The sequence below is a fragment of the Allobosea psychrotolerans genome (genome assembly GCF_002917105.1).
Lineage (GTDB): Bacteria > Pseudomonadota > Alphaproteobacteria > Rhizobiales > Beijerinckiaceae > Allobosea > Allobosea psychrotolerans.
In genome coordinates, this window is record NZ_PQFZ01000016.1 from 1 (window position 1) to 23426 (window position 23426).

The window sequence follows — 23426 nt, forward strand, 5'->3', positions numbered from 1 at the left end:
GGGCGAGCCGGTCCGCACGATCCACAACACCGCTTCCACGAACATGCGGTTGTCGCGCCCAGACGAACCGCGCGTGCGCTCATCGCCGATGATATAGAGCGACATCCGCTCCCACTGATCGTCCCTAAGAATCAAGCGGTCCAGAACGCCCATGGCTGCCTCCAAAAGACAGCCTTGAATCATGCCAATTCACTCTTGGGAATCCCAAGAGTCCACGCCACCTAGCCCTCATCCTGAGGAGCCATTCCCTTGGGAATGGCGTCTCGAAGGATGCTCCAGGAGGCTCCGGACCCATCTGGAGCATCCTTCGAGACGCCGCTGACGCGGCTCCTCAGGATGAGGGCTGCGGGTATTCAAGCGGGTTGCGGCGGGCGGCTGTCCGGCTGATAAGCTTGCCGCAAAGAGGAATCAGGCCCGTGACCGAAGCCAAGCAGAACTCAGACATCGCCGCCCTGCCCTTCGAAGCGGCTCTCAAGGAACTCGAAGCGATCGTCGCCAAGCTCGAGCGCGGCGACGTGCCGCTTGAGGAATCGATCGACATCTACACGCGCGGCGAAGCCCTGAAGGCGCGCTGCGACGCGCTGCTGAAGCAGGCCGAGGCGCGCATCGAGAAGATCACGCTGGGTGCCGACGGCAAGCCGACGGGTACGACGCCACTCGATGTCGACCAATGACCTGCCGCTGGAGCTGATTCCGACCTGATTGGATCGTTCAACGGCTCCAACTCTTTGTCTTGACGCGTTGTCTTCGCGCGAACTGGTGTCCGCCTCGCTCGAAAAGCTTTAATCGCCTGCGATCGGGTTCGCCCAGCCTCCAAGTTGTCCGATCAGCCCCTCCACCAATCGCGCGACGTGCTGAACGCCGGCGTCCCTGCCGCGCCGCCTGTGCCAGGCGATGTGCAGCGGAAAGCCCTCGACCGCGATCGGCGGCGGCAATGCGACGAGGCTCTCCTGGCCGGAGGGCGGCAGGCAACGGCTCGGCAGCAGCGCGATCATGTCCGAGCCTGCGAGCAGCGGCGGCACCATCAGGAAGCTCGGCACGACCATGCCGACATGGCGCACGCGGCCGAGCCGGGCCAGGGCTTCGTCCAGCGCGCCATGGGTCTCGCCGCGCCCCGATACCAGCACATGCGGATAGGCAAGCCAGCGATCGAGAGCGAAATCGGCAGCCGCCGGGTGGCCCTTGCGCATCGCAACGAGATAGTTCTCACGCAGCAGCTCCTTGCGCGTGAAATCGGCCTCGACCGTCGGAAACACCGAGACCGCGAGATCGATCGTGCCGCGCGCCAGCCCTTCGAGCGCGGCGCTTGCGCCATGCCAGGGCATGATGGCGAGCGTGACGCCAGGCGCCGTCCTGACCAGATGCGCCTGTAGCGCGGGTGCGATCGCGACGGCGGGATGATCGGCCATGACCATCCGCACCGTCTGCCGGATCGCCGACAGGTCGGGCTCCTGCTGCCGCAACAGCGCCGCCACGCCGGCCAGCACATCCTTGACCGGCTGCGCCAGCGCCTGGGCCTTCGGCGTCAGCACCATGCCCCCAGAGCCGCGCTCCAGCAGCCTGTCGCCGAAGAGCTGGCGGCAGCGATCGAGTGCGCTTGATGCCGCCGGTTGCGACAGGCCGAGACGCTCCGCAGCCCGCGAGACATGAGCCTCATCGAGCAGCGCGTCGAGGATGACAAGCAGGTTGAGATCGACGGCGCGCAAATTCATGGGATGGATGATACGGTATATAAATCATCCATTGGAATGATTTTATGGCGCGCAGCATTCTCCCGTCACCGCGAAGGAGATTGCCATGCCCAAGACCCTGATCCTGCTGTTCCACCCCCGCTATGCGCAGTCGCGCGCCAACCGGGCGCTCGTCGAGGCCGCCCGCTCGCTGCCGGATGTCGAGATCGCCGACATGGAGGCGCTTTATCCGGATGGCCGGATAGACGCCGATGTCGAGGTCGCGCGCCTCATCGCCGCCGACTGCATCGTCTTCCAGTTCCCGGTGCAATGGTACGCGACGCCTCCGCTGCTCAAGGCCTGGCAGGACGCCGTTCTGACGCGGATGTTCTACATCGCCTATGAAACGGAGGGTGCGAAGCTCGCCGGCAAGCCGCTGCTGGTCGTCGCCACCGCGGGCAACACCCGCGAAGCCTATGCGCCTGATGGCGCCAACCTGTTCCCGCTGCGAGACCTTCTGAAGCCGCTCAAGGCCACCGCCCATCGCTGCGACCTCGCCTGGGCCGAACCCTTCCTGATCTACGATGCGCACAAGGCCGATGACGAGGCGCTGCAGGCAGCGGCAGAACACTATGTCGCACGACTCGGGCGGCTTGCCGCCCCTGCGTCACGGGGCCAGGCCGCGTGACTGCGCCGGGCGGCCCAGCTTCCAACGCTCTTGCCGGGGCCGATCAATCCCGTCAGATTCAGGCGAAGCAAGGAGCCATGATCATGTCCCAGCTACCCGACGAAGATCCCGTCCTGGGCGACGCCCGCTCCTGCCAGGCGATCGAGCAGGTGATCGTGCCGCGCGCACGCGATCTCGGCGGCTTCTCGGTCAGGCGGGCCCTGCCCTCGATCGGGCGCAAGATGGTCGGCCCTTTCATCTTCTTCGACCAGATGGGGCCGGCCGAGTTCCATCTCGGCGAGGGGCTCGATGTCCGCCCGCACCCGCATATCGGGCTCTCCACGGTGACCTATCTCTTCGACGGCGAGATCATGCATCGCGACTCGCTCGGCACCGCGCTCGCCATCAAGCCCGGCGCCGTCAATCTGATGACGGCCGGGCGCGGCATCGTCCATTCCGAGCGTACCGGGCTCGAGGCCCGCGCCAGCGGCCCGCGCCTCTACGGCATCCAGGCCTGGCTCGCCTTGCCCAGGACGCATGAGGAGAACGCGCCCGAGTTCATCCATCACGCCGCGCCCGAATTGCCGCGCATCGTCGAGGGCGGAAAGCGCATCAGCCTGATCATGGGCTCGGCCTATGGCCAGACCTCGCCGGTGAAATTCCCGTGGGAGGCGCTCTATGCCGAGGCCGTGCTCTCGCCCGGCGCGATCCTGCCGCTCGACCCCGATTATGACGAGCGCGCGATCTATATCGTGACCGGCAAGGTCGACATTGCCGGCGACGAGTTCGGCGCCGGCCAGTTGCTGATCTTCAAGCCGGGCGACCGCATCTCGATCCTCGCCGTCGACCAGACCCGCCTGATGATCGTCGGCGGCGAGCCGATGGATGGACCGCGCCATATCTGGTGGAACTTCGTCTCCTCCTCGAAGGAGCGCATCGACCAGGCCAAGGCGGAGTGGAAGGCCGGCCGCTTCGACACCGTGCCCGGAGACGAGACCGAGTTCATTCCGCTGCCCGAGGGCTGAAAGAAACTCAGGCTGCCGCCGACCCGTGCCTCCCCTCGAAAGCCGCCATGCCAATACAACGGGATTTGCACACGCCCGACCCGGGCTCATTGATGCTGCGCGGCTTTCTCTGGGCCGGGCTCAGCGTCTCGATCTTTTCCGGCTGGTTCGTGGTCACGCGCTTCAGCGTCACCCGCATCCTCACCGTCTGGGACCTGACCGCGCTGCGCTACGGCATCGGCGCGATCCTGCTCGCGCCGGTGCTGCTGCGCGGCTTGCCGCCCCGGGCCTGGCGCAACGGTTTCGGCTTCGCGCTGCTCTGGGGCGCGCCCTTCGCGATCCTGGTCGCGCTCGGCGTGCAGATGACCTCGGCCGCCCGCGCGGCCTCGGTGACGCCGACATTGATGCCGGTCTTCGCCGGGTTGCTCGGCTGGGTGCTGCTGCACCAGCGCCCCGGCACGATCCGGCTCGTAGGCTATGCCGCCATCGTGGCTGGGCTTGGCGGCCTCGTCCTGACCGCGAATGGCGGGCAGGCCGCGCCGAGCCTGCTCGGGCTCGGCCTGCTCGCGCTGGCGGCGGCGATGTGGGCGAGCTACACGCTGCTCCTGCGCCGCAGCGGCCTGAGCGCGATCCAGTCGGCGGCGCTGATCTGCTTCTGGTCGGCCGTGATCTTCCTGCCGGTCTATCTCGTCCTCGGCATCAGCCGTCTCGGACAGGCCCCGACCGCCGAGATCGCGGTCCAGGGCTTCTATCAGGGCGTGCTGATGAGCAGCGTTGCGCTGATCAGCTTCAATCGCGGCGTCGCCTTGCTGGGCTCCTCGGCAGCGGCTGCAATGATCGCGCTGGTGCCGGTCGCCGCCTCGCTCCTCGCCATCCTGTTCCTCGGCGAGATACCGGCAGTGGCGGAAGGAATTTCGATCGCGATCATCGTCGCCGGCGTGCTGCTGGCAGCGCGCCCCGCCCGCTCATGAGCGAGCCGCGAGCCAGGCCTTGTTTGCGGGGAGCACGACTTCACCCTCCGGCATCGCCTTCAGCCCGGGCATCCGCGACGCCAGGATCGCCAGCGTCGAGAGCGCGAAGAGCCCGACCGGCAGCAGCATCGCCGTCTGCAGGCCGAGCCATTCGCCGGCCAGACCTCCCGCCAGTGCCCCGACCGGCCTCATGCCGTACATCGCCGTGGTGAGCGTGGCGCTGACGCGGCCGAGCAGGGCCTGTGGCGTCACCGCCTGGCGCAAGCTGGTCTGGGTGATGAACCAGAGGATCGGTCCGAAGCCGAACAGGAAGAAGGCGAGCGCCAGCGCCGGCCAACCGAGCGAGGCCGGAGCAAGCGCGAGCAACCCGACGCCGAGCAATGACGAAGCCGGGCCGAAGACGAGCAGGAGGCCGGTCGGCAGCCTTGCGATCAGGGCGGGGCCGCTGAGCGCGCCCGCGATCAGGCCCGCGCCATAGACGGAGGATGCAAGGCCGATCGTCTCGGGCGCCAGCAGCAGGATGCGGGCTGCATAAGGCGTGACGATCGCGAGGAAGGCGAAGAAGGCCATGTTCCAGCCGATGGCGCAGAGCGCGATCGGCCTGAGATAAGGATGGCGCGCGACGAAGGCGCCACCCTCAGCGATGGCGCGATGCAGCCGCTGGCGCGGCTGGGCAGGCGGGCGGTCTCCGGGCAGGCGCGTGGCGGCGACGAGCACGACGAGGCCCGCCAGCGCGCAGATGACGAGGCCGAGCCCACCCACGCCATGCGCCACCGCCCAGCCGGCGATCAGCGGAGCCGCCAGACTGAAGCAGGCGCGGCCGAGTTCGAGCCGGCCATTGGCGCGCGGCAATGTCGAGACCGCGACCATGCGCGGCAGCAGCACGAAGATCGACAGCGCGATCACCACCGGCCCCGAGGCCGCGATGAAGGTCGAAAGGCCCAGGGGCCATCCGACCAGGCCGAGCGCCAGCAGCCCTGCCCCCATCAGCGAGCCGGCCAGCATCAGCCCGCCGCCGAGCATGACAAGGCTGCGCGGCGCGATCCGATCGGCGAAGACGCCGGCCGGCAGCGAGACCAGGAGCCAGGCCGCCGATTGCGCCGCGACCAGCAGACCGACCAGGCGCGGGCTCGCCCCGCCCTGCGTCGCCGCCAGCGAAATCGTGTCGAGCGACAGCTTATCGGCGAATTGCGAGGAGACGCCGGCGAGGAGAAGGGCGATCGGGACGGGCGACGACATCGGGGCGTTTCCTGCTTGCGGGAGACCGCAAGCTCGCCGATCGCCGGGGCCGAACCCACCCGTTTCCTGTCTTCAGGGAGGGTTGCCTTTCCCTGGAACCGCGCCGTCATTCTCGGGCGGAGCCCTCGGGTCCGATCTTCGATCGGCCCAAGGATAAACTCCGCGCAGACCCGAGAAGCTCGTGCAAGAGATGCTCGGGGCAAGCCCGAGCATGACGGCGAAGCTCGGAACCTACGCCACCATCGCCGGCACGCGCTTGTGGCAGTCCGTCGCCTGCTGCAGCGCGTAGCCGATGCGCAGCGCCATCGCTTCCTCATAGCCCGGGCAGCAGATCTGCAGGGAGAGCGGCAGGCCGCCAGCGGTGAAGCCGTTGGGCAGCGAGAGCGCACACATCTCCATGAAATTGCCGAAGCGGGTGAAGCGCGAGGGCATCAGGGCCTGGTCGACCTCGTCGAGCCTGATCGCCGCCATCGCCGTGCTCGGCGTCAGCAGCGCGTCGACGCCCGCCATCGCCGCCGCCATCTGCGCCTTGCACTCGACCTGCCGGCGCTTGGTCGCGAGATAGTCCTGGGCCGAGACCTTGGCCCCGACGAGCACGCGGGCCCGGACGGCATCGTCCATCGTGACGCCTGCGTCCTCGGCCATCGCGCCGTCGTTGAAATAGGCCTCCGCCTCCAGGATCGCCTGCGCCCTTAAGAAATCGCTGAAGGCGAAGGGCAGCACGACATCGACGATCTCGGCGCCGAGCCCGGCCAGCGTCTCGAGCGAGCTGTCATAGGCCGCCAGCACCTCCTGCGCGCAACCCTCGCGCTCGGAGGCTGGCATGCGCCCGAGCCGCAGGCCCCGCACGCCGCGCTTCAGGGTCGGCAGCGGATCGACGGACAGGATGCCGCGCGTGTTGGGATCGAGCGGGTCCGGCCCCTGCAGCACATTGTAGAGCAGGGCCGCATCCTCGACGTCGCGCGCCATCGGGCCCGGCGTGTCGAGCGAGGTCGAGAGCGGCAGGATGCCATGGGTCGAGGCCCGGCCGATGGTGAGCTTGAGGCCGGTCAGGCCGCAGAAAGAGGCCGGCAGGCGGACCGAGCCGCCGGTATCGGTGCCGATCGCCCAAGGCGCGAGCCTTGCCGCCACCGCCACACCCGAGCCGTTGCTGGAGCCGCCGGGCGTGCGCGCATGCTCGGGGTCCCAAGGGTTCCAGGGCGTGCCCATATGCTGGTTGGTGCCCCAGCCGCCGAAAGCGAACTCGACGGTGTGGGTCTTGCCGAGCACGATCATGCCCTGCGCGATCATGCGCCTGGCGATCGTCGCGGTCACGGTCGAACGGCGCGTGCGCCAATGCGCCGAGCCGCCGGTGGTGATACGGCCCTCCAGCTCGATCAGATCCTTCAGCGCCACCGGCACGCCATGGAGCGGACCGACGGCATGGCCGGAGCGGATCGCCTTGTCGGCGGCCTCGGCCGCAAGCCTGGCGTCCACGCCATAGACCGCGACGAAGGACTGAAGTTTTGGCTCGAACTTGTCGATGCGCTTCAGAAACGCATCGACGACGTCGACGGGCGACACTCTTTTGGCGGCGATCTCGCGGGCCAGCACATGGGCCGGCAGGAAAGCGAGGTCGGAGAGGTGGCGCGAGGCATCGTTCATGGGATCACTGCATGGTCACGAGGGTCAGGTCGACGAACCAGGATTGCGGGGAGACGAAGCCCTTGACCTTGCCCGACATCGCGCGCGGGTTGAGATCGTGCACGATATAGAGCCAGGGCGGATTATCGACGAGCCGCTCATGGGCAATGGCGGTCTGTTCGGCCACCACCTTCGGATCGGTCGTGGCAGCCAGTTTCGCGAAGGCCGCCTCGAAGGCATCGTCCTTCCACTGCGCGAAGTTGAAGCCGTTGGGCGGCGCGCCGGCGGCCGCGAAATAGCGCGCCATCACCGCGACATCCGAGGAGGGCGAGCTGATGTTCAGGCTCAGCGAGCCGTTCAGCGCGGGCGCGTCCGGCAAGGCGCGCATATTGTTCAGCAGCACCTGCCATTCCGAGACGACGAACTCGACATTGACGCCGCAAGCCTCCTTGAGATTGGCCTGCAGGAACTCGTTCATCGGCAGCGGCGACATCTGGCCGGAGCCCGAGGTCGAGATCATCACCTTGAAGGAAAGCGGCTTCTGCGCGGAGTAGCCGGCCTGTGCCAGCAGGGCCTTGCCCTTGGCCGGGTCGAATCCGTAGCGGTTCACCGGCTTGCCGAAATCGGGATCGCTCGCCTTGAGCCAGCCGACCGCCGGCTCAGCCGTGCCGTTGAGCAGTTCGACGATGCCGGCGCGGTCGATGCAGTAGTTCAGCGCCTGGCGAACCCTGACGTCCTTGAAGGGGCTGTTGGTCGCGCCGATGCTGTAGAACCACGGCCAGACATGCGGGTAGGAGCCGGTGACGATCGCAAAGCCCGCCTGCTTCAGCGAGGGGATGCCGTCGGCGGGCGGAACCTCGATCCAGTCGACCTGGCCGGTGCGCAAGGCGGCAAGCCGCGCATTCGCCTCCGGGATCGGCTGCAGCACGACCTTCTCGAGCCTGGCCTTCTTGGCTGTGTCCCAATAGCCGTCATTGCGGATCAACTCGACCCGCTCGCGCGGGGCGACGCTGCCGATCCGAAACGGCCCGGTTCCGGCCGACCCCACCAGCCCGACCTTGGCCCAGTCGCGCCCCGCCTTTTCGAAGGAGGCCGGCGAGGAGAGCAGGATCAGCGCCGCCATATAGGGATAATAGGAGGCCGGGCTCGCGGTGGTGATCGCCACCGTCATGGCGTCGAGCTTGCGGTAGCCGGTCGTGATCGGCGCGCGCGCCCGCACGATGCCGGCCGCCGGCGGCTCGAATTGCGGAGCGTCCTTGTTGAAATAGCGCTCCAGGTTCCAGATCACCGCATCGGCGTCGAAGGCGGTGCCGTCATGGAAGGTCACGCCGCGGCGCAGATGGAAGATCCATGTCTTGGGGTCGTCGGGCGACTGCTCCCAGCGCTCGGCCAGGCCCGGACGCAGCGGCGCCAGTCGATCCGTCGTGGTCAGGTCCCAGAGCACCAGGCTCTCGAAGACGGGGTAGCCGAGGAAGCGCATGCCCTCGAAGCCGTTATTGGGCATGCCGGTCGTGGTCGGGATGTCCGAGGCGGTCATCGCAATGCGCAAAGTCTGGGCCGTGGCCGCTTGCGGAACGAGCAGAGCGCAGCCGATGCCGGCGAGCGCGCCGCGCAAGGCCGGTTTCAAACGGGCGAAGATTGCGCTCGATGACCAATGAAAACGGCTTTCCGGCATGTCGTCTCCTTGAGTGGCGGCTCTCGTCGGGGAAGCTCGAACCCGAAGCTCGAACGCACCGATCGCAATTTGCAGGCCAGCGCCATTCGGGCAAGACTCGGATGGCCGGCCTCTGCACGTGCATATCCGTCGCGCCTTGACACCCTTGTGTCGGTCCATGCCGATGCGATAGACCGGGACCCGTGACAAAGCGCCCCCTCACCCCGCTGCTCGACCGCGTTCACACGCCTCACGATCTGCGCAAGCTCCCCGAGAGCGAATTGCGCCAGCTCGCCGATGAGTTGCGGCTGGAGACGATCGACGCGGTCTCCGTCACCGGCGGCCATCTCGGCGCGGGGCTCGGCGTGGTCGAGCTCACGGTCGCGCTGCATCACGTCTTCAATACGCCCGATGACCGGCTGATCTGGGATGTCGGCCACCAGGCCTATCCGCACAAGATCCTGACCGGCCGGCGCGAGCGCATCCGCACGCTGCGCCAGCCCGGCGGCCTGTCGGGCTTCACCAAGCGCTCCGAGAGCGAATACGATCCCTTCGGCGCGGCGCATTCCTCGACCTCGATCTCGGCCGGGCTCGGCATGGCGGTGGCGCGCGATCTTTCGGGCAAGCCCAATAATGTCATCGCCGTGATCGGCGACGGCGCGATGTCGGCCGGCATGGCCTATGAGGCGATGAACAATGCCGGCGCGCTCGGCTCGCGCCTCGTCGTCATCCTCAACGACAACGACATGTCGATCGCCCCGCCAGTGGGGGCGATGTCGGCCTATCTCGCCAGGCTCGTCTCGGGCCGGACCTATCGCTCGCTGCGCGAGGTCGCCAAGCATCTGGCCGAGCGGCTGCCGCGTTTCTTCCACGACAAGGCCAAGCGCACGGAAGAATATGCGCGCGGCTTCTGGACCGGCGGCACGCTGTTCGAGGAACTCGGCTTCTACTATGTCGGGCCGATCGACGGGCATAATCTCGACCATCTCCTGCCCGTGCTGCGCAATGTGCGCGACGCCGGCAACGGCCCGATCCTCGTCCATGTCGTGACGCAGAAGGGCAAGGGTTATGCCCCCGCCGAAGCCAGCGCCGACAAATATCACGGCGTGGTCAAGTTCGATCCGGTCACGGGCCTGCAGGCCAAGGCCCCGGCCAATGCGCCGAGCTATACCGCCGTCTTCGGCAACGCGCTGATCAAGGCGGCGCGCGAGGACGACAAGATCGTCGCCGTGACCGCCGCCATGCCGTCCGGCACCGGGCTCGACGCCTTCGGCAAGGAATTTCCGGGCCGGACCTTCGATGTCGGCATCGCCGAGCAGCATGCGGTCACCTTCGCGGCCGGGCTCGCCACGGAAGGCTACAAGCCGTTCTGCGCGATCTATTCGACCTTCCTGCAGCGCGCCTATGACCAGGTCGTGCATGACGTCGCGATCCAGAAGCTCCCGGTTCGCTTCGCGCTCGACCGCGCCGGCCTCGTCGGCGCGGATGGCGCGACCCATGCGGGCGCTTTCGACATCGCCTATCTCGCCTGCCTGCCCGACATGGTGGTGATGGCTGCCGCAGACGAGGCCGAGCTGACCCATATGGTCGCGACCGCGGCCGCCTTCGACGAAGGCCCGATCGCCCTGCGCTATCCGCGCGGCGAGGGCGTCGGCGTCGAGATCCCGCAATTCGGCGTACCCTTGGAGATCGGCCGCGGCCGCATGGTGCGCGAGGGCACGCGCGTCGCGCTGCTCTCGCTCGGCACAAGGCTGGCGGAATGCCTGATCGCGGCCGAGCAGCTCGGCCAGCGCGGGCTTTCGACCAGCGTCGTCGATGCGCGCTTCGCCAAGCCGCTCGACGAGGCCTTGATCCTGCGGCTCGCCCGCGAGCACGAGATCCTGGTCACGGTCGAGGAAGGCTCGATCGGCGGCTTCGGCAGCCATGTGCTGCATCTCCTGGCGCGCAGCGGCATGCTCGATGGCGGGCTCAAGGTCCGGACCCTGACCCTGCCCGACATCTTCCAGGACCAGGACAAGCCGGAGGCGATGTACGCCCAGGCCGGGCTCGACGCGGCGGGCATCGTGCGCACCGTCGAAGGCGCGCTCGGCGTCCCGAGCGCGATCAAGCGGGCCTGAGCGCGTTTCGCGCGCCGTCATGAAGACCCGGGCCGACCAGCTGCTCGTCGAGCGCGGCATCTTCGAGAGCCGGGCGCGGGCGCAGGCCGCTATAGCCGCAGGGCTCGTCACGGCGGATGGCGCGGTCGTCCGCAAGGCATCCGTGATGCTGGCCTCGGATGCGCAGGTCACGGCGGAGGCGCCCCACCCTTACGTCTCGCGCGGCGGCCTCAAGCTCGCAGCCGCGCTCGACGCCTTCGGCTTCGATCCCAAGGACCGCATCTGCCTCGATGTCGGCGCCTCGACCGGCGGCTTCACCGACGTCCTGCTGAAGCGCGGCGCCGCCTATGTCACCGCCGTCGATGTCGGCCGCGAGCAGTTCCACGCCTCGCTGCGCGAGCATCCCCGCGTGCGCAGCCTGGAGGGGCAGGATGTGCGCAAGCTCGCGCCCTCGGACCTGCCGGGGCCGCCTTCGCTGGCGGCGATCGATGTCAGCTTCATCTCGCTCAAGCTCGTCCTGCCTGCGGTCGCGGCGCTGCTGGCTCCCGAGGCCGGGATCGCGGCCTTGATCAAGCCGCAATTCGAGGCCGGCCGGGCGGCGCTGAAGAAGGGCGTCGTGCGCGACGAGGCCGTGCATGAGCGCGTCTGCGCCGAGATCACCGCCACGCTGGAAGGACTCGGCTTCGCGATCCTGGGGCTCACCCCCTCCCCGATCGAGGGCGGCGACGGCAACCGCGAATTCCTGATCGGAGCGAAACGGCCGGGCTGAATTTCAAGCCTTTGTTTTGTCGCGGGTTCTTGTCGTAAAGCCGACCGGCACTTTTGCGGAACGTGCTCAACGCCCGAACAGCGCGTCGATCTCGCTCTGCAGCCCGCGTGCCTCGATGCTGCCGAGATCGATCTGCCCGTTGGCGTTGATGAACCGGGTCGCGCGGCCGATCAGGCTGCGCAGCGCTTCGCTGGCGACCTCGACGACGACCGGCGCTTCCCGTTCGCCCCGCAGATCTCCCAGCAGCGCGGTCACCGTCGCGATCAGCCGGTTCATGGCGCGGCAGAGCTCTTCGAAGGCCTGTCTGCGCGTGGGATCGAGAGCCTCATAGGCCTGGAGCGCCGAAGCGGCGCAGCGCAGTTGAGACGCCTCGAAATGCCCGCGATAATCGACGACGCGCCAATCCCTGAGATCGTCGAGGATACCGAGATCCATCGGCGCCATCTCGATCAGCATCAGCGCCTCGCCGTAGCGGTTGAGATAGTCGGTCGACAGATGGGGTCCGGCCGCTATGTCCGGCACGTCGTCCTCGGCAGCAGCCGGTGCTCGCATCGCAGAGACGGTCATCAAGAGCCCCGAGAATGCCGGGACTATGCGTGTTCAAAGGCAAATAAAGTGTTGATCGCGCCCGCCGCACTCGCCACATCTGTGAGCCTATGTGCGGCCGCTATGCCATTACCCTGCCCCCCGAGGCGATGCAGAAGCTCTTCGCCTATGGCGAGCGGCCGAACTTCCCGCCGCGCTACAACATCGCGCCGACGCAGCCCGTGCCGGTGGTGCGGCTGGACGGGGGCGTGCGCCAGTTCATCCTGATGCGCTGGGGCTTCATCCCCGGCTGGGTCAAGGATGTGAAGAGCTTCCCGCTGGTGATCAATGTCCGGGGCGAAAGCGCGCGCGAAAAGCCCTCCTTCCGCGCGGCCTTCATCCGCCGGCGCTGCCTGATGCCGGCCGATGGCTTCTATGAATGGCACCGCACCGGCCAGGGCCGCCAGCCGGAGAACCACGCCTTCCTGTTCCGCCGACCCGATCGCGGCCTGTTCGCTTTTGCGGCGCTCTGGGAGACCTGGCATTCGCCCGATGGCTCGGAGATCGACACCGTCGCCCTGGTCAACGGCCCGGCGAATGGCCTGATGTCGGCGATCCATGACCGCTGTCCGGTGATCCTCGATCCCCGCGATTACGACGCCTGGCTCGACCCCGCCGCCACGCCCGACGAGGCCGCGACGCTGCTCAAGCCTCCGCCGGAGGACCTGCTGGAGATGCTGCGCATCGGCCCCGCCGTGAACAGGGTCGTCAATGACGGCCCGCAGATCCAGGAGCCGTTCGACGCCTCGGCCGTCACACCCGCTCCAGCGCCTGTGCGCCATGCGCGCAAGGCGACCCGCAACCCCGAAAACGAGGGGCAAGGCAGCCTGTTCTGAAGCGCGAATTGTGGTCTGATCGCTTGGAGGCTGTTTGCAAACCTCTTGAGCCCTCATCCTGAGGAGCCATTCCCTTGGGAATGGCTCCTCAGGATGAGGGCTGGAGTTTGCAAACGGTCTCTTAGCCGATGCCGCAGTGACGAAGAGGATGACGCGTATGCATGGCCGCCGCCCGACGATGAGCTCCCGCCACGGCGTGGTCGCCGCCGCCCATCCCTTGGCCGCGCAGGCCGGCGCGCGCCTGCTCGCCCAGGGCGGCAACGCATTCGATGCCATCGCCGCGACGGCGGCGGCGCTCAACGTGGTCGAGCCCTTCATGTCGAGCCTGTTCGGCATGGGTTCGGCGACGATGTGGGTCGCGGCCGAGAATTGCATCCGGGTGCTCGATTTCGTGCCGCCGATCCAGGCAAGCTTCCCGGCCGAGCGCTTCAGCAAGCGCTCCGATCTCGAACGCGGCGCGCTCTCGGTCGCCATGCCGGGCAATCTCGCCGGCTGGTGCGAGATCGCCGCCAGATATGGCCGCAAGCCGCTGGGCGATATCCTGGCGCCGGCCATCGCGCTTGCCGAGGGCGGCTTCCCGCTCGCCGAGTTCGGCGTCGACGAGTTCAACGAGCAGGCGCCGCTGCTCAAGGCCTGGCCCGAGCTCTACCCGGCCTTCGCCCAGGCCTATCTGCCCGCTGGCGGCCCGGTGAAGCTCGGCACGCTGCTGCGCCAGCCCGACCTCGCGCGCACCCTCGCCGAGATCGCGGCGAACGGCCCCGATCATCTCTATCGCGGCGCGCTCGGCGAGCGCATCGTCGCGCATCTCGCCTCGCTCGGCGGCACCATGACGATGGCCGATCTCGCAGCCGTCGCCCCGCGCTGGCGCGAGCCGCTGAGCGCCTCCTATCGCGGCCTGGACATCCATGTGCCGCCGCCCACCTGCGAAGCCTTCCAGTTCCTTTTATCCCTGCGCATCCTCGAAGGCTTCGATCTCGGTCACCTGCCCAAGGATGGGCCGGAGCATCTCGACCTGGTCTATCGCGCCATCCGGCTCGCAGCCGGCATCCGCATCGCCCACAACAACCCCTCGCCGGACAAGCTCGCCGAGATCCTCTCTGACGCCTTCGTCGAACAGCTGCGGGCGCGCCTGCGCGACGGCAAGCCGATCGCCGGCCCAACCGAGCAATGGACGCCGCAGGAGGGCGAGGACCCGGCCCACACCACCTCGTTTTCGGTCGGCGACGCTGATGGCAACCTGATCTGCATCACCAACAGCCTGGGCGCGCCCTTCGGCAGCGGCATCGTGGTGCCGGGCACAGGGCTTTGCCTCAACAATTTCCTCTACTGGGCCGACGTCCAGACCGGCAGCCCCAACCGCTCGAAGGCCGGCTCGGAATTGCCGATGTGCATGTCGCCGAGCATCTCGACGCGGGACGGCAAGCCGGTGCTCGCGCTCGGCACGCCCGGCAGCTACGGCATCATGCAGACGCAGGTCCAGGCGATGGTGCAATATCTCGATTTCGCCCTGCCCTTGCAGGAGGCGATCGAGGCGCCGCGTGCCAGGCTCTGGGACGGCCGCTTCATCCAGGCCGAGAACCGCATCGCGCCGGAGACGATCGCCGAGCTCCAGCGCCGCGGCCACGCGATCGAGGCCTTCGATGTCGGCTGGACGATGCGCTGCGGCGGCATGCAGGCGGTGGCGCGCGATCCCGCGACGGGCGTGCTGACCGGGGCGGCCGATCCGCGGCGGGACGGGTATGTTGTGGCGACCTAGTTATGGTGGCACGATCTGGAGGATTATCACTGATGGCCATCAAGCTTCACCCGAGCTTCGCCGTCCATCCCGGCGAATGGCTCAGGGCCGAGATCGTCGAGCCGCATCGGCTCAGCGTCACCGTCGCGGCCGAAAAGCTGGGCGTGACCCGTCAGGCCATGAGCAATCTGCTGAACGGCCATGCCGGCCTGTCGGCGGAAATGGCGATCCGCTTCGAGAAGGCGTTCGGCCTGCGCGCCGACACGATGCTGCGGATGCAGGCCGCGCACGACCTCGCCAAAGCGCGGGCGCATGAGAAGGACATCAAGGTGGAGCGGATCGTGGCGGCGTGAGGGCGAGACTGTCGCCGATGCCGGCCTCCGATGGGAGGCGCAACCGTTAACGCAGTCGTTCTCGGCTGCAAGCGAGGCATGTTTCAATGACCGTTTGGGAATGGGCGTGACGAGTTGGTCGAAGGCCTCAAGAGCGGACAAACATGCCGCGCTTTGGATTGTCGGCATTATGACGCCGTCATTTCTTCTGTTCGGTGGAGCGCTTTATTGGCGTCAGCAAGCTGATCAGCGACGGCTCGCTGCCCAGCCACATGTTCCCGGCATCATTCTGTCATTTCAGCCTAGAAGGGGTAGTGTGCGAGCCTTGGTCGAGTTCACAAGGGAGCAGGCTGGCGCTTCTATAGTCTGCCAAGCCGAAGTCAGCCTCACAGCGGATAAGGTGAATGTGGGTCAAATCGTATCCGTTGCTCCACGGCCTGACTCATGCGGACAGCCTGCGGTCACGGTAGAATTAGGGCCTCGCTGATGCGGTTTCGACAACGTCGCCTTTGGGACCCGAACAGCCAGACACCCTGCGTCGCTGACATGCCCCTACCCCGCCCGCTTCAGCCGCGAGGCCGTGACTCCGCACGCATCACCTAGATAAACTGTCTACGCATTCTCGCCTGCGTAGAATTTTATAATCCCCGACACCGCCAATCCGAACAAAATCTTCTCCAGGATCCATCATGACCACGCCGAATTTCGACTTGCTGATCGACCGCCGCGGCACGCATTCGGCGAAATGGGACATGATGGAGGCGAATTTCGGCGTTCCCGCTGCCGACGGCATCGCCATGTGGGTGGCCGATATGGATTTCCAGCCGCCGGCCTGCGTGCAGGGGGCGGTCGAGGCGATGGCCGGCCATGGCGTCTACGGCTATTTCGGCGATGACCGGAGCTATCGCGACGCCATCCGCTGGTGGATGAAAAACCGCCATGGCTGGGAGGTGGAGCCGCAGGCGATCTTCACCACCCATGGGCTGGTCAACGGCACCGCGCTCTGCGTCGAGGCCTATAGCAGGCCCGGCGACGGCGTCGTGCTGATGACGCCGGTCTACCACGCCTTCGCCCGCATCATCACGGCTGCCGGCCGGCGCGTGGTCGAATGCCCGCTCGCGCTCGCGGATGGCCGCTATGTCCTCGACATCCCCGCCTGGGATGCGCGCATGACCGGCACAGAGCGCATGCTGATCCTGTGCTCGCCGCATAATCCGGGCGGGCGCGTCTGGACAGCGGAGGAATTGCGCGCCATCGCCGATTTCTGCAAGCGCCACGACCTCATCCTCGTCTCCGACGAGATCCACCATGATCTGGTCATGCCCGGGCAGCGCCATACCGCGATGCCGCTCGCCGCGCCCGACATCCTCGACCGGCTGGTGATGATGACGGCGACGACCAAGACCTTCAACATCGCCGGCAGCCATATCGGCAACGTCATCATTCCCGATGAGGCGCTGCGCGGCCCCTTCCAGGCGCGGATGAACGCGCTCGGCATCTCGCCCAACTCCTTCGGCATGGCCATGGCGACGGCGGCCTACAGCCCCGAGGGCGCGGCCTGGGTCGATGCGTTGGTCGCCTATCTCGACGGCAACCGGCGCCTCTTCGACGATGGCATCAGCGCCGTTCCCGGCCTGAGCTCGATGGCGCTGGAGGCGACCTATCTCGGCTGGGTCGATTTCAGCGGGACCGGCATGGCCCCGGCCGAGTTCACCGCCCGCGTCGAGAAGCAGGCCCGGATCGCCGCCAATCACGGGGCGAGCTTCGGGCTGGGCGGCGACAACTACCTGCGCTTCAACCTTGCAACGCCGCGCGCCGTCGTCGCCGAGGCGGTCGAGCGCCTGCAGGACGCGTTTGCCGATCTGCAATAAGGGCGGCGCGCAGCGCATTGCGCCGCCTTTCAGCAAAGGGCGTCAGCCCGGGCCCAACGAGAAGGCGCGGGGAACCCCTCTCCTGTAAGGAGAGGGGCAGGGGTGAGGTGTCGGCCCCTGGACCAGCTGGGTGACGATCTTGCCGTCATTGCGAGCGCAGCGAAGCAATCCAGGCGGGACTCGCCCTACATCCTCTGGATTGCTTCGCTGCGCTCGCAATGACGATGGAGCAGCGGTGAGGTCGCGGCCAAAGCGTCAAACGGCCGACACCTCACCCTGCCCTCTCCTTACAGGAGAGGGTTCCCCGCGCTTATCTCGGCAAGAAAGGGGCATTCGCCCTGAGATGCTCGGGTCAAGCCCGAGCATGATGGAGAGGGTGCGCGGTCGCCCTAGACCACCGCGCCGGGATTCAGGATCCCCTGCGGATCCAGCGTCGCCTTCAGCGTCTTCATCAAGGCGAGTTCGACCGGGTCCTTGACGCCCGGCAGCAGGTCGCGCTTGAGGCGGCCGATGCCGTGTTCGGCCGAGATCGAGCCATGCATCTCGCTGACGATGGCGTGGACGGCCTGGTTGACCTCGCTCCAGCGGCCGATGAAAGCCTGCTTGTCGGCGCCGACCGGCTGGCTGACGTTGAAGTGGATGTTGCCGTCGCCCATATGGCCGAAGGGCACCGGGCGGCAGCCGGGCACCATCGCGAGAACAGCCTCCGAGGCGCGGGCGATGAAGGCCGGCACCGCATGCAGCGGCACCGAGACGTCGTGCTTGATCGAGCCGCCCTCATAGGTCTGCACCTCGGAGAGCATCTCGCGCAGCTTCCAGAAATCATTGCGCTGGTTGAGCGAGCCGGCGAGCGCGGCGTCGGTGACCAGGCCCTTTTCCAGCGCCTCGCCGAGGAAAGCCTCGACCGCCTCGTCGAGCCCCGTGGCCGACTGGGCGCAGACCTCCATCAGCACATACCAGGGCGAGGACTCCGAAAGCGGGTCGCGCGCGCCCGAGGCATGGCGCAGCACGAAGTCGAGCCCGGTACGGGAGAGAATCTCGAAGGTCGTCAGCGTGCCGCCGGCCCCGGCCTTGGCGGCGTTGAGCAGCGCCAGCGCCTCGTCGGGCGAGGGCACGGCGAGGAAGGCCGTGGCGCGGGCGGCGGGCAGCGGAAAGAGCTTCAGGACGGCCGCCGTGATGATGCCGAGCGTGCCCTCGGCGCCAATGAAGAGGTTCTTCAGGTCGTAGCCGGTGTTGTCCTTGCGGAGCTGGCGCAGGCCGTTCCAGACCCGGCCATCGGCAAGCACGACCTCGAGCCCCATGCAGAGCTCGCGGGCATTGCCATAGGCCAATACCGCCGTGCCGCCGGCATTGGTCGAGAGATTGCCGCCGATGGTGCAGCTGCCTTCCGAGGCCAGCGAAAGCGGGAAGAGCCGGCCTGCCGCCTCGGCCGCTTCCTGCGCCTTCTGCAGCGTCAGCCCGGCCTCGACGGTCATGGTGTCGCTGTCGGGGTCGACGGCGCGGATCTTGTCCATGCGCTGCAGCGAGAGGATGATCTCGCGCCCCTCCGCCACGGGGATCTGCCCGCCGACGAGACCGGTATTGCCGCCCTGGGGCACAAGCGTCGTGCCGGTCGCAGCCGCAAGCTTGACCAGCGCCACGACCTCTTCGGTCGAGCCCGGCCGGACGATGGCCTGCGCCTTGCCGCGGAACAGATCGCGCCATTCCTTGAGATAGGGCACCATCGCGTCAGCGTCGGTGATGACGTTCTTGCCGCCGACGATCGCCGACATCTGATCCAGGATTTCGCTGCTCATGGGCTCTCCGGGCTTCAACGCTTGCCGGCGCGCCTGAACAGGCCGACGAGTTCGATATGGGCTGAATAGCGGAACTGGTCGATGGGCGTGACGCCCTCCAGCGCATATCCCCCCGCGATCAGGATCGCGGCGTCGCGGGCAAAGCTGCCGACATCGCAGGAGACATAGACGAGGCTGGCAACCTTCGAGGCCGCGAGCCGCCTCGCCTGCGCTTCCGCGCCGGCGCGCGGCGGATCGAGCACCACCGCGTCGAAGGCGTTCAGCTCATGCTCCAGCAAGGGCCGCCGGAACAGATCGCGGGTTTCCGCGGTGATCCGCTTGAGGCCTTGCGTCGCGCCGGCCGCGCGGGTCAGGGCCAAGATCGCCGCCTTCTCGCTCTCGACGGCGTGGACCTGCGCCTTCTCGGCGAGACGGAAGCTGAAGGGGCCACAACCGGCGAAGAGATCAGCAACGCGCTTGGCCTTGGGCAGGGCGGCGACGACCAGCGCCGCGATCGTCTCCTCACCCAAAGCGGTCGCCTGCAGGAAGCCGCCCGGAGCCGGCGCCACCATCGCCCTGCCCATTTTCTGGAGCGGGGAGCGGCGTTCGACGATGATCTCGCCATGCATCGACAGCCTGGCCAGATCGAGCCGCTCGGCCGCCTCCGTCAGCGAAAGCCGAAGCTTGTCGCCGGCCGGGCCATGGCCGCGAATATCGACATCGAGCCCGGCATCCGAGGCGGTGACCTGCAGATCGAGCGGCTTGTTGGAGCCACCGAGCCGGTTCGCCAGCAATTGCGCGACGGCCGGAGCCCGCGCCAGGCCGGGCGCCAGGACTGGGCAGGCCTCGACAGCGACGAGATCATGGCTGCGCGCCGCCATGAAGCCGACGATCATGCCAAGCCCTTGCATGCCGGGTCCCTCGCGCCTGGCATGGAAGGTGACGCGGCGGCGGCCCGCGCCGTGGGCGTCGACCAGTTCGGCGACCGGCACTGTCACGCCGGCGCGCTGCAGCGTGGTAACGACCTGCTGGCGTTTCCAGGCCTTGTAGAGGCCCTCATCCATATGCTGCGCCGCGCAGCCGCCGCAGCGGGTGAAGAGCGGGCAGATCGCGGCGATGCGGGACTCGGCCGGTGCGATGATCTCGACGAGCTGGCCGCGATCGCCGTCGCGGACGACGCGCACGGTCTCGCCCGGCAGCGCATAAGGCACGAAAACCGGGCCGGCAGCCGCCTTCGCCACGCCGTCGCCCTTCTGGCCGAGATGGTCGATGAGGAGCGTTTCATTCATCGCCAGCCCTCCGGCAGCGCTTTCCTTCTCCTGCGGCGTCCTTCCGGCGAGCATTCTTCCAACCTTGTCCGAGCGCGTTGGCCCGTGGTGACCTGAGCGTCGCTTTCGCCTATCAGGTCGGAGGCAAACAGGGAAATCGCGACATGAGCATCCGCGACGGCGTCATCGAGGCCATCGGCAATACGCCGCTGATCAAACTGAAGCGCGCCTCGGCCGAGACCGGCTGCACCATCCTCGGCAAGGCCGAGTTCATGAACCCCGGCCAGTCGGTCAAGGACCGCGCCGCGCTCGCCATCATCCGCGACGCCGAACGGCGCGGCACCTTGCGGCCGGGCGGCGTCATCGTCGAGGGCACGGCCGGCAATACCGGCATCGGCATCGCGCTTGTCGGCAATGCGCTCGGCTACCGCTCGGTAATCGTGATCCCGGAGACGCAGAGCCAGGAAAAGAAGGACATGCTGCGGCTGGCCGGCGCGACGCTGCTCGAGGTGCCGGCCGTCGGCTACGTCAACCCCAACAACTATGTGAAGGTCTCGGGGCGCCTCGCCGAGGAATTGGCGAAGACCGAGCCCAATGGCGCGATCTGGGCGAACCAGTTCGACAATGTCGCCAACCGCCAGGGCCATATCGAGACGACCGGCCCGGAGATCTGGGCGCAGACGGAGGGCAAGGTCGACGGCTTCATCTGCGCCGTCGGCTCGGGCGGCACGCTGGCGGGCGTCGGCATCGCGCTGAAGGGCTTCAACCCGAAGATCACGATCGGGCTCGCCGACCCATTCGGGGCGGCTCTGCATTCGTTCTACACCACCGGCGTACTCAAATCCGAGGGCTCCTCGATCACCGAGGGCATCGGCCAGGGCCGGATCACCAAGAATCTGGAGGGTGCGCCGATCGACATCTCCTTCCAGATCCCCGACAGCGAGGCGGTGCCTGTCGTCTTCGACCTGCTCGAGCATGAGGGGCTGTGCCTCGGCGGCTCGTCGGGCATCAATGTCGCCGGCGCGATCCGGCTCGGCAAGCAGATGGGACCTGGCCACACCATCGTGACCATCCTCTGCGATTACGGCACGCGCTATCAGTCGAAGCTGTTCAACCCCGATTTCCTGCGCTCGAAGGGCCTGCCGACACCGGGCTGGCTGGAGCAGGACGATGCGGCCCTGAAGGGCGTGATGGCGCGCGTGCTCGGCTAGCGACGGGCATTTTCGCTCCGAACCACGCTGTCACTCCAAGCGAAGCGCCGGGAGCCCAGGCGCGTCGTGGTCGGGTTTGCCCGACCATCTGGTGATGGAGCAACGGCCTTTATCGATGCCTCTTCCGGCTCGAGATTCTCGGGTCTGCGCTTCGCTCCGCCCGAAAATGACGCCCTCCGATGGATCCCGGGACGACCTGCGGCCGCCCAGGATGACAACAGAATGCGGCGCGCGCTCCGGCCCCGCAACCTGCCTGCCAGCGCCTGATTACTGGATCGCCTTGACGCTGCTCATGATCGTATCGATCGCCGCGCCATGCCTGGTGCGTTCCGCGTCCGAACCCCAGAGCGTCAGCATGACCACGCGGTTCTTGCCGGCCGGCAGCAGGATGAGCTCGACGGTGGTCGGGCCGTCGTCGTCGCTCGTCTCGAACTGGAAGATCGTCGCCGGGATGCCGTTGAAGGGCGTTTCCACCTTCTTGGGCGGCACATCCTTGATGTTGTTGTCTTTCATCCAGGCCGCGTTGTTGTCGATCATCTTGCCGACATCGCGGGCGCTGGCGAACTCGACGGAGAAGAAGATGTCCTTGTCCGGAGACTGGGCGGAATAGCCATAGGTGATCGCTTCGGTCTCCCAGCTATCGGGCACCGTGATCGTCACGGCCGGATCCTTGTCCGGAACCGCGACATTGCGGGCATAGGCGTGCGTCGCAAGCAGGCTCAACAGAGCAGCCGCGGCCAGAAGCATTCTCATGAACTCGTCCGAATCGTTCTTGGCTTCCGCCACAGCGCGCGAAGCTGCGGCAACGCTTGCCATGCAAGCGCCCGGACACAAGCTCACGCCTGGCCGGCGTCAACACGAATCTTCGAAAGGATGCTGCTCGCGTGGCGGACCTGGCTGCGCGGAGGCCTGGGATAATGGCGCATTTCAAGAGGCCAATTGAGACTTGAGCCCTCATCCTGAGGAGCCGCGGAGCGGCGTCTCGAAGGATGGTTCGGGAGGTTCTGGAGCCTCGACGAGCATCCTTCGAGACGCCATGCCTAAGGCATGGCTCCTCAGGATGAGGGCTGAGGGAGGTTTCAACCACCCTCCAAAAGGACGGCCTGGCTACAGCCACTTCTTCCAGCGGAAGAACAGGTAGGGCAGGATGGCGAAGACAACCATCATCGCCAGCGCCATCGGGTAGCCATGGGCCCATTCGAGCTCCGGCATCGCCTTGAAGTTCATGCCGTAGATCGAGGCGATCAGGGTCGGCGGCATCAGCACCACCGCGACGACCGAGAACAGCTTGATGATCTTGTTCTGCTCCAGCCCGACGAGGCCGAGCGTCGCATCGAGCATGAATTGCAGCTTGCTGGAGATGAAGGTCGCGTGTTCCTCGATCGCCTGGACGTCGCGGATCGCCGAGCGCCATTCCGGCGTGATCGCGCTGGCCGATTTCTTGGAACGCTTGAAATTGGCCGAGAGGAACAAAAGCACGCGCTCCACCGAGACCATGCTCTCGCGCACATTGGAGATGAGGTGCTCGTACTGGCCGATCTTGCGGATCACGGCCTGATAGGCGCCGCCCTGCTCGACATCCGAGCTCTTGCCGTCGAAAATCTGCCGCGAGCGGGCGTCGATCCTGTCGCCGACGCCGCGCAGGACCTCGGCGGCGCGGTCGACGATGGCCTCGATCAGCCCTTCCAGCACGGCGGCGGGCTCCATGCCGCAGCCATCGGGCTTGGTCGCGCGGTTGAGGAAGATGCCGAAGGCGCCGGGCTCGTCATAGCGCACCGTGACCAGCGCCGCCTCGGTCAGGATGAAGGTGACGTCGGCGAGCTTGGGGACATCGGTCTCCGACTGGCAGATGACACGCGCCGTCATGTAATGCGCGCCGTTCTCGGTATAGATGATCTCGGAGGGCTCGAGGTCGTGCATCTCCTCGCGGGTCGGGATCGAGACGCCGAGATGGGCCTCGATCTTCTTGTCCTCCAGCGATGTCGGCTTGAGCAGATCGATCCAGACCGCGCCCTTCGGGATCGGCTCGTCCGTCGTCAATATGCGGCGAATCAGCCGGTCGCCGTGATCGGGACAGATATTGTGGATCAGGAGCATGGCAGGCGACTTTCAGCTGCGGC

General features: G+C 67.2%; 20 protein-coding genes and 1 pseudogene. 11 read left to right on the top strand and 10 right to left on the bottom strand.

Annotated elements, in window-relative coordinates:
- Nucleotides 1-153 (bottom strand): annotated as a pseudogene (locus CYD53_RS22135) (IS5/IS1182 family transposase); the annotation flags it as partial.
- A gap of 263 nt (nt 154-416) precedes the next feature.
- On the opposite strand from CYD53_RS22135, the gene CYD53_RS22140 reads away from it, so the two are divergent.
- Complete coding sequence (locus CYD53_RS22140) at nt 417-674, top strand: exodeoxyribonuclease VII small subunit (protein WP_103720267.1); 258 nt, start codon at nt 417-419, stop codon at nt 672-674.
- Between the two features lie 108 nt (nt 675-782).
- On the opposite strand, the gene CYD53_RS22145 is transcribed toward CYD53_RS22140, so the two are convergent.
- The gene (locus CYD53_RS22145; RefSeq protein WP_103720268.1) at nt 783-1712 is read right to left on the bottom strand and encodes a LysR family transcriptional regulator; all 930 of its coding nucleotides are present in this window, start codon (nt 1710-1712) and stop codon (nt 783-785) included.
- Between the two features lie 85 nt (nt 1713-1797).
- On the opposite strand from CYD53_RS22145, the gene CYD53_RS22150 reads away from it, so the two are divergent.
- The 3 genes from CYD53_RS22150 (at nt 1798) to CYD53_RS22160 (ending at nt 4312) form a co-directional block, all read left to right on the top strand.
- On the top strand, nt 1798-2358 hold the full coding sequence (locus tag CYD53_RS22150) for an NAD(P)H-dependent oxidoreductase (RefSeq protein ID WP_103720269.1): 561 nt from the start codon (nt 1798-1800) through the stop codon (nt 2356-2358).
- A gap of 83 nt (nt 2359-2441) precedes the next feature.
- The gene (locus tag CYD53_RS22155) at nt 2442-3362 is read left to right on the top strand and encodes a pirin family protein (RefSeq protein ID WP_103720383.1); all 921 of its coding nucleotides are present in this window, start codon (nt 2442-2444) and stop codon (nt 3360-3362) included.
- 47 nt (nt 3363-3409) lie between these two features.
- Complete coding sequence (locus CYD53_RS22160) at nt 3410-4312, top strand: DMT family transporter (RefSeq protein ID WP_103720270.1); 903 nt, start codon at nt 3410-3412, stop codon at nt 4310-4312.
- On the opposite strand, the gene CYD53_RS22165 is transcribed toward CYD53_RS22160, so the two are convergent.
- From CYD53_RS22165 to CYD53_RS22175, 3 genes are all read right to left on the bottom strand, one after another.
- A complete protein-coding gene (locus tag CYD53_RS22165; protein WP_103720271.1) occupies nt 4307-5551 on the bottom strand; it encodes an MFS transporter in 1245 nt (414 codons plus the stop codon). The two genes, CYD53_RS22160 and CYD53_RS22165, sit on opposite strands and share 6 nt — an antisense overlap.
- Nucleotides 5552-5782: 231 nt before the next feature.
- Nucleotides 5783-7195, bottom strand: a complete 1413-nt coding sequence (locus CYD53_RS22170; protein ID WP_103720272.1) for an amidase — start codon at nt 7193-7195, stop codon at nt 5783-5785.
- 4 nt (nt 7196-7199) lie between these two features.
- Complete coding sequence (locus tag CYD53_RS22175; protein WP_103720273.1) at nt 7200-8849, bottom strand: ABC transporter substrate-binding protein; 1650 nt, start codon at nt 8847-8849, stop codon at nt 7200-7202.
- A 182-nt stretch (nt 8850-9031) separates the two neighbouring features.
- Between CYD53_RS22175 and dxs the strand changes: the two genes are divergently transcribed.
- Both dxs and CYD53_RS22185 read left to right on the top strand, forming a co-directional pair.
- The gene (gene dxs, locus CYD53_RS22180; protein ID WP_103720274.1) at nt 9032-10945 is read left to right on the top strand and encodes a 1-deoxy-D-xylulose-5-phosphate synthase; all 1914 of its coding nucleotides are present in this window, start codon (nt 9032-9034) and stop codon (nt 10943-10945) included.
- Between the two features lie 19 nt (nt 10946-10964).
- The gene (locus CYD53_RS22185; RefSeq protein WP_103720275.1) at nt 10965-11693 is read left to right on the top strand and encodes a TlyA family RNA methyltransferase; all 729 of its coding nucleotides are present in this window, start codon (nt 10965-10967) and stop codon (nt 11691-11693) included.
- Nucleotides 11694-11759: 66 nt separating this feature from the next.
- Here the strand turns inward: CYD53_RS22185 and CYD53_RS22190 are convergent, their stop codons facing one another.
- Nucleotides 11760-12260 carry a hypothetical protein gene (locus tag CYD53_RS22190; RefSeq protein WP_103720276.1) on the bottom strand — a complete coding sequence of 167 codons (501 nt, stop codon included), beginning with the start codon at nt 12258-12260 and terminating at the stop codon, nt 11760-11762.
- Between the two features lie 89 nt (nt 12261-12349).
- Here CYD53_RS22190 and CYD53_RS22195 point away from each other — a divergent pair, with 89 nt between their 5' ends.
- The 4 genes from CYD53_RS22195 to CYD53_RS22210 all read left to right on the top strand — a co-directional run bounded on the left by CYD53_RS22195 (nt 12350) and on the right by CYD53_RS22210 (nt 17052).
- Complete coding sequence (locus tag CYD53_RS22195; protein ID WP_103720277.1) at nt 12350-13114, top strand: SOS response-associated peptidase; 765 nt, start codon at nt 12350-12352, stop codon at nt 13112-13114.
- 157 nt (nt 13115-13271) lie between these two features.
- The gene (locus CYD53_RS22200) at nt 13272-14870 is read left to right on the top strand and encodes a gamma-glutamyltransferase family protein (protein ID WP_103720278.1); all 1599 of its coding nucleotides are present in this window, start codon (nt 13272-13274) and stop codon (nt 14868-14870) included.
- A 32-nt stretch (nt 14871-14902) separates the two neighbouring features.
- Nucleotides 14903-15202, top strand: a complete 300-nt coding sequence (locus CYD53_RS22205; RefSeq protein WP_103720279.1) for a HigA family addiction module antitoxin — start codon at nt 14903-14905, stop codon at nt 15200-15202.
- A gap of 668 nt (nt 15203-15870) precedes the next feature.
- Nucleotides 15871-17052, top strand: coding sequence for a MalY/PatB family protein (locus CYD53_RS22210; protein WP_103720280.1), 1182 nt, complete (start codon nt 15871-15873; stop codon nt 17050-17052).
- Between the two features lie 389 nt (nt 17053-17441).
- Here CYD53_RS22210 and CYD53_RS22215 read toward each other — a convergent pair whose 3' ends face one another.
- Together CYD53_RS22215 and CYD53_RS22220 are read right to left on the bottom strand one after the other, a co-directional pair.
- On the bottom strand, nt 17442-18848 hold the full coding sequence (locus CYD53_RS22215) for an FAD-binding oxidoreductase (RefSeq protein WP_103720281.1): 1407 nt from the start codon (nt 18846-18848) through the stop codon (nt 17442-17444).
- A 14-nt stretch (nt 18849-18862) separates the two neighbouring features.
- Nucleotides 18863-20116 carry a class I SAM-dependent RNA methyltransferase gene (locus tag CYD53_RS22220; protein ID WP_103720384.1) on the bottom strand — a complete coding sequence of 418 codons (1254 nt, stop codon included), beginning with the start codon at nt 20114-20116 and terminating at the stop codon, nt 18863-18865.
- Between the two features lie 143 nt (nt 20117-20259).
- Between CYD53_RS22220 and CYD53_RS22225 the strand changes: the two genes are divergently transcribed.
- The gene (locus tag CYD53_RS22225) at nt 20260-21306 is read left to right on the top strand and encodes a cysteine synthase A (protein ID WP_103720385.1); all 1047 of its coding nucleotides are present in this window, start codon (nt 20260-20262) and stop codon (nt 21304-21306) included.
- Between the two features lie 267 nt (nt 21307-21573).
- On the opposite strand, the gene CYD53_RS22230 is transcribed toward CYD53_RS22225, so the two are convergent.
- Together CYD53_RS22230 and CYD53_RS22235 are read right to left on the bottom strand one after the other, a co-directional pair.
- A complete protein-coding gene (locus CYD53_RS22230) occupies nt 21574-22059 on the bottom strand; it encodes a hypothetical protein (RefSeq protein ID WP_146055974.1) in 486 nt (161 codons plus the stop codon).
- 354 nt (nt 22060-22413) lie between these two features.
- Nucleotides 22414-23403 carry a magnesium transporter CorA family protein gene (locus CYD53_RS22235; RefSeq protein WP_103720283.1) on the bottom strand — a complete coding sequence of 330 codons (990 nt, stop codon included), beginning with the start codon at nt 23401-23403 and terminating at the stop codon, nt 22414-22416.
- Between the last annotated feature and the right edge of the window lie 23 nt (nt 23404-23426).